Source organism: Moraxella sp. CTOTU47724, from assembly GCF_032014955.1.
Lineage (GTDB): Bacteria > Pseudomonadota > Gammaproteobacteria > Pseudomonadales > Moraxellaceae > Faucicola > Faucicola tetraodonis.
Genome location: NZ_DALZSV010000015.1, coordinates 27,520 through 42,006, shown reverse-complemented (window position 1 = coordinate 42,006; position 14,487 = coordinate 27,520). Strand labels below are relative to the sequence as shown.

The 14,487-nt window shown below is 43.7% G+C and carries 16 protein-coding genes; 8 read left to right on the top strand and 8 right to left on the bottom strand.

The features are described from left to right. Nucleotides 1–50 precede the first annotated feature (50 nt). Nucleotides 51–1,496, bottom strand: coding sequence for an FAD-dependent monooxygenase (locus RTR63_RS05040; RefSeq protein WP_312523033.1), 1,446 nt, complete (start codon nt 1,494–1,496; stop codon nt 51–53). A gap of 263 nt (nt 1,497–1,759) precedes the next feature. Here RTR63_RS05040 and RTR63_RS05035 point away from each other — a divergent pair, with 263 nt between their 5' ends. The 3 genes from RTR63_RS05035 to RTR63_RS05025 all read left to right on the top strand — a co-directional run bounded on the left by RTR63_RS05035 (nt 1,760) and on the right by RTR63_RS05025 (nt 4,211). Further along, nucleotides 1,760–2,275 carry a fasciclin domain-containing protein gene (locus RTR63_RS05035; protein WP_312523031.1) on the top strand — a complete coding sequence of 172 codons (516 nt, stop codon included), beginning with the start codon at nt 1,760–1,762 and terminating at the stop codon, nt 2,273–2,275. 157 nt (nt 2,276–2,432) lie between these two features. Continuing rightward, nucleotides 2,433–3,476, top strand: coding sequence for an NAD(P)/FAD-dependent oxidoreductase (locus RTR63_RS05030; RefSeq protein ID WP_312523029.1), 1,044 nt, complete (start codon nt 2,433–2,435; stop codon nt 3,474–3,476). A gap of 3 nt (nt 3,477–3,479) precedes the next feature. After that, entirely contained in the window at nt 3,480–4,211 is a 732-nt protein-coding gene (locus tag RTR63_RS05025) for an SDR family NAD(P)-dependent oxidoreductase (RefSeq protein WP_312523027.1), read from the top strand. 62 nt (nt 4,212–4,273) lie between these two features. Here RTR63_RS05025 and RTR63_RS05020 read toward each other — a convergent pair whose 3' ends face one another. Genes RTR63_RS05020 through RTR63_RS05000 form a run of 5 tightly spaced genes read right to left on the bottom strand, consistent with a single transcriptional unit; the run spans nt 4,274 to nt 9,668 of the window. Beyond that, nucleotides 4,274–4,690, bottom strand: coding sequence for a DUF2177 family protein (locus RTR63_RS05020; RefSeq protein WP_312523025.1), 417 nt, complete (start codon nt 4,688–4,690; stop codon nt 4,274–4,276). A 58-nt stretch (nt 4,691–4,748) separates the two neighbouring features. Beyond that, a complete protein-coding gene (locus RTR63_RS05015; RefSeq protein WP_312523023.1) occupies nt 4,749–6,233 on the bottom strand; it encodes a cyclopropane-fatty-acyl-phospholipid synthase family protein in 1,485 nt (494 codons plus the stop codon). A 29-nt stretch (nt 6,234–6,262) separates the two neighbouring features. Continuing rightward, a complete protein-coding gene (locus RTR63_RS05010) occupies nt 6,263–7,201 on the bottom strand; it encodes a DUF1365 domain-containing protein (protein WP_312523022.1) in 939 nt (312 codons plus the stop codon). A 6-nt stretch (nt 7,202–7,207) separates the two neighbouring features. Further along, nucleotides 7,208–8,869: an NAD(P)/FAD-dependent oxidoreductase gene (locus tag RTR63_RS05005; protein ID WP_312523020.1), complete on the bottom strand. Its 1,662-nt coding sequence runs from the start codon at nt 8,867–8,869 to the stop codon at nt 7,208–7,210. A gap of 49 nt (nt 8,870–8,918) precedes the next feature. Continuing rightward, entirely contained in the window at nt 8,919–9,668 is a 750-nt protein-coding gene (locus tag RTR63_RS05000; RefSeq protein WP_312523018.1) for an SDR family NAD(P)-dependent oxidoreductase, read from the bottom strand. Nucleotides 9,669–9,891: 223 nt separating this feature from the next. Here RTR63_RS05000 and RTR63_RS04995 point away from each other — a divergent pair, with 223 nt between their 5' ends. The 5 genes from RTR63_RS04995 (at nt 9,892) to thiE (ending at nt 13,193) form a co-directional block, all read left to right on the top strand. Beyond that, a complete protein-coding gene (locus RTR63_RS04995) occupies nt 9,892–10,491 on the top strand; it encodes a TetR/AcrR family transcriptional regulator (RefSeq protein WP_312523016.1) in 600 nt (199 codons plus the stop codon). Nucleotides 10,492–10,563: 72 nt separating this feature from the next. Next, nucleotides 10,564–10,866 carry a polyhydroxyalkanoic acid system family protein gene (locus RTR63_RS04990; RefSeq protein WP_312114344.1) on the top strand — a complete coding sequence of 101 codons (303 nt, stop codon included), beginning with the start codon at nt 10,564–10,566 and terminating at the stop codon, nt 10,864–10,866. A gap of 249 nt (nt 10,867–11,115) precedes the next feature. Next, complete coding sequence (locus RTR63_RS04985; protein WP_312523014.1) at nt 11,116–12,048, top strand: lantibiotic ABC transporter permease; 933 nt, start codon at nt 11,116–11,118, stop codon at nt 12,046–12,048. A gap of 31 nt (nt 12,049–12,079) precedes the next feature. Further along, a complete protein-coding gene (locus RTR63_RS04980; RefSeq protein WP_312523012.1) occupies nt 12,080–12,541 on the top strand; it encodes a GNAT family N-acetyltransferase in 462 nt (153 codons plus the stop codon). After that, nucleotides 12,531–13,193, top strand: a complete 663-nt coding sequence (gene thiE / locus RTR63_RS04975; RefSeq protein ID WP_312523009.1) for a thiamine phosphate synthase — start codon at nt 12,531–12,533, stop codon at nt 13,191–13,193. The genes RTR63_RS04980 and thiE overlap by 11 nt, the downstream gene beginning before the upstream one ends. Nucleotides 13,194–13,202: 9 nt before the next feature. Here thiE and RTR63_RS04970 read toward each other — a convergent pair whose 3' ends face one another. Next, nucleotides 13,203–14,105, bottom strand: a complete 903-nt coding sequence (locus RTR63_RS04970; RefSeq protein WP_312523007.1) for a pseudouridine synthase — start codon at nt 14,103–14,105, stop codon at nt 13,203–13,205. A 57-nt stretch (nt 14,106–14,162) separates the two neighbouring features. Next, nucleotides 14,163–14,487: hypothetical protein (locus tag RTR63_RS04965; RefSeq protein WP_312523005.1), on the bottom strand; the 325-nt coding region annotated here is incomplete at its 5' end.

Below are 14,487 nucleotides of genomic sequence, written 5' to 3'. Positions count from 1 at the left end.
AGTAAAAAAGGTAGAATTTTTTCTACCTTTTTTATCAAGCCAGCAATCCATCAAACCAGTAAGCGCTGATTGACCTTTGCCATCGGTAACGGATACTGTCGGGCTTTGGCAATATCGCGTGCGACTATATTGACTTCATTGACATCAATTTTGTGCCAGTTGGGACGCTTGCAAGCAGATTTTTCTATCAAATTGGCGTCAACTAGCGCATCCATGACTTTATCCGCCACATCTAGGGTAGAATTGGCTTTCACATTTTCTGCCACCGCATAACGCAGCTTGGCAAACACCTGCAAATCCGCGACGCGCACAGTAATATCATCACTTGGTACTTGCTGCCCACCATATAGCGCATTATCTCCCGCTTGGGCAGTTCGAAAACTTGGCACAAATTCACTGACATAATCTATGGCGTTTTGGGTGCGCTGTTTTAGTGCGTTTGGCTCCCAGCCGTTTTCAATATAATTTAGATATTGTGGATTAATGGGCGGTTGGCTGCTTTGTTGTGTGGCTTCGGTCAACCCATCATTAAATAAGGTGATGTTTTCGGTCATGCCATGCAGCTGAAAAAACCCGTCTGGATAAGGGGTAAACTGCGCCATGCCATTGGGGGTGCCACGCTCACCATGAAAAATAATCTCAGGCAAACGCCCCTTATAATCACGCCATTCACTGATATAAGAAGCTTTAAATTCTACCATGCGCTTGATATGCACGCCTGCCTTGTCATCAATAATACCGGTTCTAAACCCGCAAGCATTGACCACAAAATCGGCATAGATACGCTGAAGCTCACCATGCTCATCGGTAAAAGACACTTGCCAGCCATCCATATGACGGTTTAAATCATCAACTTGGGCATTTAGATGTACCTGCGCACGTTGTAGGCGCTGCAATTGTAAAAAAGCACTGGCAGAGAGTCTAAAAATATTCCAGCCAAATTCTTGCACCGCGATGATGGGATATTGCAGTTTTTCCAAATCCATTACTTTAAGAGCCGCCACAACCCACTCATCCGTGGTGGTCGGAATGTCTTTAGCTTCTAATTGAACCAGTTGTTGAATTTGCTGCTTGTCATACACTTGGTAATAATCTTCGACATTGCCCAACACTTGGTTGCTAGGGTCGGCATCAACCAATGATTGATAGTAAGTCGTTAACATATCAAGCCGTGGCAGTAAGTCAGTGGCGGTATTGTTATCGCGTTTTGGCACCGTGATGAGGGTGGGGCGCACATCAATACTCTCTGGATACAACTTGGCAATATCAATACATTGGCGCATCAACATGCGGCAATCTTCATCACTGATTTCGCGGTACAAATTGCCACCTGCATGCAGATGACACATGGGTGGGGCGTTGATAAGACTGGCATTTTTTTCAATCAAATGCACATGAATGCCCGCCATCGCCAGCCGTATAGCAATCGTAGAACCTGCTGAACCACCGCCAATCACTGCTACGGTCGGTGATTGCGTACTTGAATTAACGTACATAATTTTGCCCTTATGCGTTGCCCAAAATGAAGAAATAAATTGTAGCGGAAAATAATCTAGTTACTGTGACATTTATGCAGTCATTGTCGCTTTTGTTGTTAATGAATTTTACCTAATAGTATATATTAAAATAAGTAGTATTTTTTATACTTTTTAGTATAAAAATATATTGAAAATTCTAATGTTATCAGTTAAAGTTAATTTAGCTTAAAAAGCTGACCTGTATTTTATCCAACAATCATAATTAAGTAAGGAAAATAAGTATGTTAAAACAAGCCTTCCTAGCAGCGGCGATTTCTACCACGTTATTAGCCGGTTGTGCCACGACGCCAACCCATACCGCTCATGCACCGATGCACGCGGCTAACATTGTTGATGTAGCAAAATCAAATCCAGATTTTTCAATATTAGTTGAAGCGGTGGTAGCCGCAGGTTTAGCCGACACCGTCGCGACCACTAAAAACATCACCGTATTTGCGCCGACCAATGCTGCGTTTGCCAATCTACTTGCTGAGCTCGGTATGACCAAAGCGCAATTGTTTGCAAACAAACCGCTATTGCAATCTGTGTTAACTTATCATGTGCTGCCAGCCACAGTAATGGCAAAAGATGTCAAGCCAGGGATGGTTAAAACCTTACAAGGTCAAAACATCATGGTGACTTCAAATGGTAAATTACAAGATGCCAATGGACGTGTTGCCAACATTGTCACCACAGATATCAAAGCGAGCAATGGTGTGGTACATGTAATTGACCGTGTCATTTTGCCAAAAAGATAAGTTATCATAGATAAAGTTATCCGCCATAAATTGTTGTCTTTAAGCATAATTATCTTTAGCTATAGTTGCCAACAATTTATTGGTCTGATGACATAGCGGTGATACGAGTCATCGCTATTTTTTTAACTTTCAAAAATCGTATAGAGCGGATAAAACTATGAAACGGATTGCCATTATCGGTGCAGGATTAGCAGGATTAACTTGTGGTAAAGCGTTGCAACAAGCAGGGCACGACGTAGTGATTTTTGAAAAATCCCGTGGCATCGGTGGGCGATTGGCAACGCGCCGTGCTGAACCATTTTATTTTGATCATGGTGTTGCCGCGTTTACTGCCAGTAACGACGATTTTCAAGGTTTTGTCAATCAATTACTCACTGAAGGGGTGATTGCAGTATGGGCAGTTGACCAAGCTACCCCCGATAATTCCTTCATATCTACTGTATCTACCAAACCACACTCCGTGCCCAGAGTGTCTGACTGTTATTCTGACTACTATGTGGGCATACCCGCTATGAATGCCATTGGTAAACATCTCGCCCGTGGCTTAACTGTGCAGCGTAATACTAGGGTAGCCTCTATCATTGACCATCATCCGATTTTTAATAGTTGGGAGTTGTTAACTGACAAGGGTGAAACATTGGGTCAATTTGATTGGATTATTTCGGCGATGCCTGTGGAACAAGCAAAAAGCTTTGCTCAGACATCGCTACATACCAAAGTGTTGAATAAATATGCACTTATGCCTTGTAGTGTGCTGATGCTGGGATTTGATACACCGCTGGCTTTAGACTATGAATATGCCAAAATCGAGGGTGAGGATATCGATAAAATTATCGTCAATAGTGCAAAACCCCATCGAAAAGGCGGTTATAGCCTTGTGATTCATAGTACCCCAGCATGGACCAATAGACATATTGAGGAAGATAAAACTGCCTGTATCAACCATTTGACACAAGCGGCGAGTCAAATATTGGGTATCGATTTATCGACTGCAGCACACAAAGACATACACCATTGGCGCTATGCCACAGGCGAAGCGGTTAACCTCCCATCAGGTGACCACCAGTTAGGCTATCTATTAGATAGCGACCAAAATATCGGTGTCTGTGGGGACTGGCTACTTAAGGGTGATGTCGAGTCTGCCTACTTAAGCGGTCAAAAACTGGCAAAAGCGATAATTGGATTACTAAAAAGCGAGTAGCGTATGCAAAATATTGCCATATTTGGTGCTTCTGGCGCGATTGGAAAGGCATTTTGTGATTGTTTGGCTAGTGCCTATCCAAATGCCACCATTCATGCCATTGCTAGAAAACCCACTGCATTTAGCCACCCCCATATCGTCCCTCATCAGCTTGATTTTGATGATGAACTGGCTGTCGCCGCGCTTATCAAAGAGATAAGCAGCACTCAAGCGTTGGACAGTGTCATTGTGACGATTGGGTTATTACATGAGTCTAAAATCGACGCTCAACACATCGCGCCTGAAAAATCACTGCGTGATATCACAGCCGATCAGCTGCACCAATATTTCCATATCAATGCGGTATTACCGATGATGATTGCTAAATACGCCTTGCCCGCCTTAAACAAATCCTCCCAGTCGCTATTTGCCGTATTGTCGGCACGGGTAGGGAGTATTTCGGATAATCGCTTGGGCGGGTGGTATGGTTATCGAATGGCAAAAGCAAGTTTACATATGGGCATTAAAAACTTAAGCATCGAACTGCAACGAAAAAACCCCAACGCAATTATTGTTGCTTTGCACCCTGGCACGGTAGCCAGTGAGTTATCCAAACCCTTTCAAAAAAATGTGGCAGAAGGCAAGTTATTTACCGCAGCGTTTTCCGCGCAAAGTTTACTTAAGGTTTTGCATCAGCTCACACCCAAAGATTCGGGGAAAATTTGGGCTTGGGACGGCAAAGAAATTTTGCCTTAAATCTGCCTTAAAATTGTGCCTTAGCCTTGTATTAGGGTTGTAGCTGCGTACCTAGCTTAAGGCTAATCCATCAACCAGTTTTTGTAGATGACGCCCACAATCACGCAAGTTAATCCTGTCACCAAGCCGCCCCAAATAAAATCAACCAGTGCCGCAGTTTTATCATAACCTTTAAGTAATGCTAAGCTTGTAAAATCATACGTTCCATATGCCATTAGCCCAATGACCACCCCATATCCTGCCAATACTGCCAATGACGCGTGAGATTTTAGCTGCGGGTAAATGACCACCACACAAAGCGCAAAAACATAAAATAGATAAAACACGCCTGCTGCGGTCATATTGGGTGATTCACTGAGCAGATGTCCAATGCGGGGGGCATAAAAGCGTTGGGTCATGGTTTTAAGCCATACGGCATCAATACCCAAAAATACCATGACGGCGATCAGATATACCCACAGATAGTTTAATGGTGCCATTGCTAAATCCTTGTGTCCTGTTATTAATTATCATGAACCCGTTACCGCGCGAATTGGATTAACGGTACTGGGCTTTTTCAAGGCGTACTTGCACCACGCCAATGGTTTTTTCCAAAAATCCGGCTTCACAGTACGCAAAATAAAAATGCCACAAACGTATAAACGCATCGTCATAGCCGAGCGCCTTGAGCTGCGGTAGCGCCTGCATAAAGTTATAGCGCCAATCAATCAAGGTACGGGCATAGTCATAGCCATAATCAACCAATGACGTTACTTGCATATCGGTATGGTCACGCGCTTGGCTAAGAATTTCACTGTTAGACAATAAACACCCGCCGGGGAAAACATGGGTTTGGATAAAATCCACCGCGAGCAAATATTTTTGATAACCTCGGTCATTAAAGGTAATTGCTTGTAATACCATCAGCCCATTATCTTTGAGCAGTCGATTACACTGGGCAAAAAAATCTGGCAGATATTCATGACCGACCGCTTCAATCATCTCAATACTGACCAGCTTGTCATACTTGCCGGTAAGCTCACGATAGTCTTGCTTTAGCAGGGTGATTTTATCGGTTAGATTGGCAGCGGCAATGCGGTGTTTGGCTTCTTCATACTGCGCGTCTGAGATAGTGGTGGTGGTGACACGGCAGCCATACTGAGTGGCAGCATAAATAGCAAACCCACCCCAGCCCGTACCGATTTCAATGACATGATCGTCAGCTGTTAACTCAGCCAATTCACAAATTTTTGCCAACTTGTGGGTTTGTGCGGCCGCCAAACTTGATAAGGGTGTCGGATAAATTGCCGATGAATACATCATGCGCTCATCCAAAAATAATGCATACATCGCATTACCAATATCATAATGGGCTAAAATATTGGATTTGGCGTTGCGTTTATCATTATGCCGATTGCGGTGTTGGCGGTGTTCCCAGCGTTTGGTCACATTGGCAAATTTTGCTTCGATGGTATTGATGAGGGTCAAATTGCGCGCAATCAAACGTAAAAATGCTGTTAAATCATCGGCTTTCCACAAACCATCAATATAATCATCAGCAAAAGCAATCGAACCGCCTGTTAATAGATGTTGATACACCTTTGGTGAATGGATGGTAAGTGTCACTGCCAAAGGATGATTGCCAATTTGTTCCCCTAGCGTTCGTTGTGTATCGCTCACTGGCGACTGTGTTACAGGCTCAGTATTCATCACCCTAACACCGAAGGTTTTATGAGTCGCTACCTTATTCGCCACCTTAGTTGCTACAGGGTCAGACTGATGAAAGGTTTCAATCACGGTTAGATGACCCTGTTTGAGCTTTGATAGCAATAAAAATATTATTTGCCGCGCTGCTTTTGCCGCACTTTGTTGAACAGGCGTGAGCAGATGGTCAACAATTGGGTAGGGTAGATAGTCCGTAAACGAGCGCCGCTTGGCTAAATCGGATTGACGGCGTTTAACCGAGGTCTCCTTACCTTTTGATAGGTGATTTGACGGGTGAGAGATTGCAGTGTTTTTAGCCTCTAAAGAAGACGGTGTCATAGTCAATTCCCATAAAAAATTTCAGTAAATTACTGGGGTAAACGTTGGTTATAAGCTTGATAAGGTACACGTTTTAGCACGTATAATTTAAAAGCCTGCCAGTAAATTTGCAGTAATGATGTGGCACTCATCCAGGGTCGGCGCTTAATTGCCGTTATCACCGAAGCCTCGTCCAATTGAACGCCTTTTAGACTCACGCCTGCATTAAACACTTTGCCACGCCTATCTGTCAGTCCAATATCAATCACAACATCAAAGCCATTTTGCTCGGGATTGTCATTTGCCGATGCATAGCGTTTAGGGTGAATCTCAACACGCCAATGATATTGCTGATTGATGGGATTAAAAGGCGATACATGAAAACCTTTGTCATGTTGGTACAAGGTCTTTTCACCTGCGAGTAAAAAACCATAGTAATGGCGTTTGTTCCAAGGGGTGTTAGAGACTTCTGCCAAAAAATGGCTTGGCTGGTGGTTCTCATCAAAGCCAATATAAAAATTGACAGGGCTAAAATACCAACCCATATTACGTAACACGACCAAAGCCACCACCTCGCCAGTCGGCTGACTGCCAGTCAATTGCTGCCAAGTTTGTTGGGCTTTGACCAATAAACTAGCCGATGGCGCAGGTTGTCCTAACGAAGCGGTTAGGCGGTTATCTAAAGAGGGGTCTAATCGATTGATAGCAAAATAATCTTCTTGATGGAATTGATAAAGCGCCCAATGGTGCTGCGATAGCAGAGGGAGAGTCAATGATTGTTGCAGCGATTTTTTCAGCCATTTTTTCAGCCATTGGGGCAACCATGTTGGCACATGACTGGCGCTCATATTTACATTAGGTAATGGATTGTCCGCTAGCTGGGTTAAATTGACTGCCCAAAACCGATAGGGGTAATGAAATTCATGATTGGTAGGGATTTGTCTGGCATGCCAAGTCATACCTTGCAGGATTTGATGGGCAAATGTCATGATGATTTACCTTTGAGGGGTGTTGCACAAACCATCATGCGCTAGGTTTTGGCAAAACGCATGGTTGGTCGTGGCGGTTACTTGCCGTCGCTGCAGCACCGAGCGTTTTTTATCAGCGTGGCTCGGTAACTTTGATACGGTAAATTTTGCCGACGGTTTGCTGGGCTTAGATAGCCGTTTGATTTGTGCAGCGGTTGTGGCAGCTGTGGTATTGGTAGTGACCAAAATATCGATATCCACCCCCAAACTTTGGCATACCCGCAAGCCACTTTTTACCCCATCTTCATGAAACCCATTAAACCAATAAGCGCCACAAAAATGGGTATGCTGCTTCGCTGAAATTTCATGCCAGCGTTTTTGGGCATTGGTCATTTTGTTGTCATATACAGGGTGGCGATAATCCACATGTTTGATGACATGCGCCTCATTAATCGGCGTATTAAGCGTCACCAAATAGTTATGTTTTGCCGTCAATCGTTCAAGGATATTCATGTGATACGTCAATATAGGTTTTTGGTCAGCCACGCGCGCGGTGGGTTTATCTATCGCGTAATTCCAACTTGCCCAAGCCAGCGGTTTTTTGGGTAGAACTTGGGTGTCAGTATGCAAAACCGCTTCGTTATCGGTATACTCAAAAGCCCCTAAAATAGCCGATTCTGTCTCAGTGATGTCAGCTAGTAGACGTCTTGCTACATCGGCATGGCAAGCAAATACCACGTCATCAAACACTTGGGTTTGACGCTTACCTTGATGAATAAATTCAATGCTAACCCCATCCTTGCCACGCGTGACCGATTGCACTGGGGTATTGATATACAGGGTTGTACCTGCTGCAGCAAGCCGAGTGATTAAGGCATTGACGTATTGCTTCGAGCCGCCCACTAAGGTAAACCACTGTGGGCGATTGACCACATCTAGCAGACCATGATTATCAAAAAACTGGGCAAAAAAGAGTAGGGGAAAACGCTTGGCATCATCCATTCCCATCGACCATATCGCAGATACCATCGGCACCAAGTAGTTGGTTTTAAACAACTCGCCATAGTCATGACTGTCTAGATAATCCCCGAGTGTTTGCTGACTTAAAGCGGCTTGCTGCATTTTATCGGCTTGGCGAAAATTCGCTAATAGTGATTTGGTCTCGCGATTAAAGCGTAAAATCTGCTGAACAAATTGCCAAAATCGAGGGCTTAGCACATGGCGTCGCTGAGAAAACAGACTGTTTAAAGTATGACCATTGTATTCAAAATTAATATAAGTATTTTTAACTGAAAAACTCATCTCAGCTTTTTGAAATGGCACGTTGAGTTCATCAAGCAAGCGAATAAAATTGGGGTAAGTACGCTCATTAAATACAATAAACCCTGTATCGATGGCGACTTTTTCGGTTGATGGTCTAAACGGATTTTTAAAAGCTGAGCGCTCGGAAACAGTGACATCCAGCGTATTGACATGCCCGCCTAGATAATCATTGCTTTCAAACATCGTCACCACATGACTGTCTTTGAGATAATACGCACATGTTAGCCCTGATACGCCACTGCCAATAATGGCAATCTTTGGTGTGGTAATATTTGGCTTAGTAGGCTTGGCTACTATAGGATTAGCCACTACAGGTTTGGGGACTGTGTAATTAGAGTGCGGGGATTTTTTTGTAAACACTGCCATGTGCGGACATACCTTTAAAGCCAAGTCAAATGATTAACAAGTCAAATAATTAAGTCGTATGAGAAAGTTTTGAACCCACAAAATGCCATACTGTATCAGGTAACTTTGCCAATAGCTTTAAGGGCTGTACCAATGTCTGCGGAAATTCAATGATATTATCATCATTGGCAATCCCTTGTTGAATGGCTTGGCTGGCTTGCTGTACGGTTTGCAAAAAAGGCATTGGAAAGTCGTTCTGCAGCGTCATCGGCGTTTTGACAAAGCCCGGTACTACCAAAGCCACTTTGACCCCATAAGGTTGCAGGCTCATCTGCAAGGTTTTGCTCAGATAATGGATTGCCGCTTTTGAGCTACCATACCCCTCTGCACGCACAAAGGGCACCAAAGCAGAAGCTGAGCCGACGGTGACAATTTTACCTTTAGTTGCCTTCAGGGCGGGTAGTAGTGCTTCAATGGCATGCACCAACGAGCCATAATTTGCGTTCATCACCCTCATGATAGACCGCGAATCAAAGTCTGGCATGTCAATGTATTCACAAATACCCGCCGCAGCAATGAATAAATCCAGCGTTTTAATGTCGCTAAAAGCTTGCATCACGGCATCATACTCGGTTAAGTCAAGCTGAATCGTTTTTGCTCCCATCGTTGCCAATGTGTGCAAAACATCGCTGTTTCGACCCACGGTATACACCTCATGCCCTTGGCTTAGATAATCCATCGCCAACTGTAAACCGATGCCTGAGGTTGCACCTGTAATGACGATGGATAATGGCTTTGAGGAATTGGGGGTGGGCATCATAGCGACTCAATATAACAACTCAATACAAAATTTTGAAAACGACTTACCGCATACTATAAAAGAGTAGCGGATGGTTGGCAATAGGTTTTATACTATTTAGTATAAAAATATAATTATTAGTATATAATCAAATAATAAGTATCATAAAAACATTTGTAGTATAATATTAGCTAATTTTTAACCTCATAAATATTAGAAACCTGAAAAACATTAGAAAATTGTGATGAAAAAGTTAACGTTTAAACAGCGAATGATGCTAGAGCGTGAGTCGCTGATTATTGAAACAGTCAACCATTTGTTAGCCACCAAAGGCTATGACGCGATGACCGTCGATGAGATTGCTGATACGGTGGGCATTGCCAAGGCGTCATTGTATCGACATTTTCCCAGTAAAGAAGCGCTAGGCATGGCGGCGCTGGTTGATATCATGCACAAAGCGCTTGAGGTCATCAATCAGCTAAACGCGACTGAACAAACCGCCATCGATAAGCTAAAAGCGCTGACACAGTGGGCGATGCGACTAAAACTGGCGCAAAAAATGCCGAATCTGCCGAGTGAAAACTCCCAGCTGCGCGAGCTGCTAATTGCCAATGACGATTACATCAACAACTTGGTGATGTTGTCAGATAGCATCGGTGAATGGATTGAGCAAGCGCAAGCAGAGGGGAAGTTGCAAAGCAACATACCAGGACTGGCAATTTTATATACCTTATATGCCAGAGCTTGTGACCCTGTACTGGGGTTTTTACGCTCGTCGCAGCTGTATAACGATGATGAGATTATCGCTATCGTGACCCGCACGTGTTTTGAAGGGCTAACCTAAATTCAGCGAACGCAGACCACTAACAATAAATAGCCAAAAATCCAAGACAGCGTAGAAAAAAAGTAGAAAAGTATGAGTAATTTTGTGATTCATCGTGAGCATGGCATCAGTAAAGCGCAAGCCTTTGAGATAACCGAAGACTGGATTGTCTCAGCAGAAAAAGACTATAAAATGCATTGCGATGTAGTGCGCAGTGATGAGCAAATACGTGTCAATTTTTCTCGTGCCGGTGTGACAGGTATGTTAACAGTGGATGATAAAGTATTTGATATGCAAGCAAAGCTTGGGTTTTTATTCAAAAGTTTTTTGCCACTGATAGAAAAGACGGTGAATCAAAATCTTGATAACGCATTGCAAGCTGTGAAAGACCGTTAGCAGACACGGTGAGCCTTGAGTGGCAGTTAGCGTTTAGTTTGAATTATTTTATTTAACATAATATACATTATGCGAAATAAAAGCTATGGGCGTCAAAAACGAGATGTATGGCACAGTGATTAATTTAATGATGAAATGACAATTAGCAGCAAAACCATTTGCATTTATCAATCAATAATGAGTAGTATGCTCACTCAATTATTTATTTATCGTTTGTTTGTTTATCATTAAAATCGCCAAGGATTTATCATGATTGGATTTATTGCCCGTCACAGTACGATTTTTATGCCATTGTTTGGTGTGATTGGATTTATATTTCCTAACTTGTCGCATTTTGTCCTTGGGCTTCTGCCGCAGATTTTATTTTTCTTGATGTTTTTTACTTTGTTGGGCATTGACCAAACTCAGCTGATTAGACGCATGACGACGCAATATGTTTGGGGATTTGCCATCTTCCAAAGTGCGCTTATGAGCTTAGCCATGACCTTGATTGCTTATTTACTGGGTGTCCGTGGTGATTTGTTGTTGGCTATCGCGGGTCTATCAGCCACCGCACCGCTATTTGGTACGGGCGCTATTGTGAATGCAGTTGGTTTTGATGCACTATTAGCCATGGCAAAAACTATCACAGCCACGTTGGTCATGCCTGTTAGCTTGCTGGTGATATTGTGGTTGCTTGGCAGTAAGGACGCCCATTTAGACTTTGTGCTGTATATTAAGCGGTTATTAATTTACATTATCGCCCCCATGATTTTGGCGGTCGCAGCACGCCAATATATTCCCCGTGATAAGCTCAATACTTATTATCCAAAAATTGCCAAGTTTAACATTATTCTACTGATGATGTTTCCGCTTGGATTGATGTCGGGCTTTAGACATACCTTTGACACCAATCCCATGCAGGCGTTAAGCTTATTTGGTTTGGGCACTGCCTTGTCGTTAGTATTTTACTTTTCTGCTTATTTTTTATACCGCCGCTTTGGCTATGAAAACGCCATTATCTCTGCGCTGGCTTGCGGTGGTCGCAATGTGTTATTGGCGTATACCATTACCACGCCATTTATGGGTGCGATGTTTTTACCGCTGATTGGCGCGTACCAATTGCCTTCGTTTTGCTTGCCGTTATTGGGTAAAAAAATGGTCAAATGGCATACTATCGACAGCCAAGCCAGCCTAAAATAATGCTAATGTTCAATCCGTTTGATTTATTCGTATGCTAACGTTTCAACTCAATCTACTGCCACAGTTATCATCACAAGCCTTGTATGGCATTTTTAAGGCGCGCTGTGATGTGTTTGTTGTAGAGCAACTTTGCGCTTATCCAGACATTGATGATACCGACTTGGTCTGTTGGCATTTACAGGGTTTTATCGATAATTATCTGGCGTGTTATGCGCGGATTATCCCACCTGATTATCATTATTTGGGTTATGTCGCGATTGGTCGTGTGTTAACGGTTGGCGAGTTTCGCGGTCACCATTATGGGCGTGATTTGATGCAAAAAGCCATTGAAATTTGCCAGCAATACTACCCTAGCCAGCCGATTTTTATCGCCGCTCAAACTTATCTGATACACTTTTATCAAGCGCTCGGCTTTTGTATACAAGGTGACTGTTACCTTGAAGACGGCATTGAGCATGTCAATATGATATGGGAAGTCAAACATGATGCATAACCGTGCTGATTATCGGCTATATTTGGTCACAGATCGCCATTGCTTGCAACAGCAGACGCTTGAGCAAGCCGTTGAACAAGCGATATTGGGCGGCGTGACATTGGTGCAGCTTCGAGAAAAAGCGATTGCTAGTAAAGAGTTCTATGAGCGCGCGCTGCGTATCAAAGCGATTTGCCACCACTATAACGTGCCATTACTGATTAACGACCGTGTCGATATCGCCCTCGCAGTTGAAGCAGATGGGGTGCATATCGGTCAAAGTGATTTGCCTTGTGGCGTGGTTCGGCAAATTTTAGGCAAAGATAAAATCATTGGGGTTTCCGCGCGCACCGCCCAGCAAGCGATCCAAGCGCAAGCAGACGGCGCAGATTATTTGGGCGTTGGCGCGATGTTTGCCACATCTACCAAACAAGATGCCCAAACAGTCACCATAGCGAGCCTAACGCAAATACGACAAGCGGTAACGATTCCGATTGTCGCCATTGGTGGTATCAATCACACCACCCTGCCCGCCTTACAACACGCGCTGCAATCTGCCGAAATGTCCACTGGTGGTGTGATTGACGGCGTGGCAGTCGTTTCTGCAATTTTGGGGCAAAAAGATGTCAAACTTGCCAGTGAACAGCTTAAAGAAATAATAAAAATCAAATAAATCAATCACTTAGATTTTTATCAGCCGTAGCTGACTATCAAAACGCCTTGCTTGCTGGGTAATAGGGTCAATAAACGCGATGGATTTTGCCAACAGTTGCAAAGGCTTCGTAAAATCGCTACTGCCTTGGGTCTTGACAGTGGGATAAAAATTGTCATTTAACAGCGGCATACCTAAACTTGCCATATGCACCCGCAACTGGTGTTTTTTGCCCGTCACCGGGGTTAATCGGTATAAACTAAACGCCCCATTATTTTCAATCAATTCAATCACAGTATGCGCATTGGGCTCACCTTGGGCCGTCTTGGTCAAAAAAAACGGCTCACCACTCTCAAGTCTGGAATGGATGTGAAAGGGATAACATAAATCGCTGCGAGTCGGTGCTATGGCGTGGTAAGTTTTGTGTATGTGTCTATCGGCAAACAGCGCATGATAGCAAGCGCGACTACTTGGATTAACCGATAATAACATCACGCCTGCCGTGTCCTTATCCAACCGATGCAAGGGTGAGATATCATTTACCGCTAACTGCTGTAAATCTGGATGATTTCTTAATTTGGCTAGTAGGGTTTGGCTGACATAGTGACCTGACGGTGTGACGGGTAAAAAATGCGGTTTATCGACCACCAGTAAATGTTCATCCAAATGAATAATGCTGGGCTCAAATGGAATGATAGGCTCATTCTCAACCTGCCTATAGTACAAGATGGTTTGCCCTGCCAAATAGGGCGAATCGTGTTTGAGCGGCTCGCCACGCTCAAGGCTAATTAAACCGCTGTCAAACCGTCGTTGCCAGTTTGCCAAACTAATATGAGAAAAATGCGCTGCCAAATAATCGATAAGCCGCCCACCCATATACAACTTATCATGGGGTAAATATAACTTACTGGGTTTCATGCCACGCTGTATCATGTTAAATCTATCATTTTTAAAAACCACTTTATCGATGCTGTTTTATTTTACGCCCATTTATTGGGCTAACAACAACTGCACGGTTATCGCATGATTAATGCTTAGCACATCATTGGGCAGCAAAACATCATGTCGGTTGATGGGTTGACCGTTTCGGGTAATGCTGATGTTGGGATCAATCTCATCAATCAGCAGCTGTCCTTGAGATTCGACAATCGCAAAATACACGCCACTGGCAAGCTTTAGGTCATTGGCGGCAAATAGACGTAAGGCATGCGCGATTTGCGCCTCGCGACTGGCAAACACAATCGGAAACTCGCGTACTTTTTGTTGGCGCTCCCCTAGCCCATCCACAGATTTTATGGTCAAAACAATCTGCTGT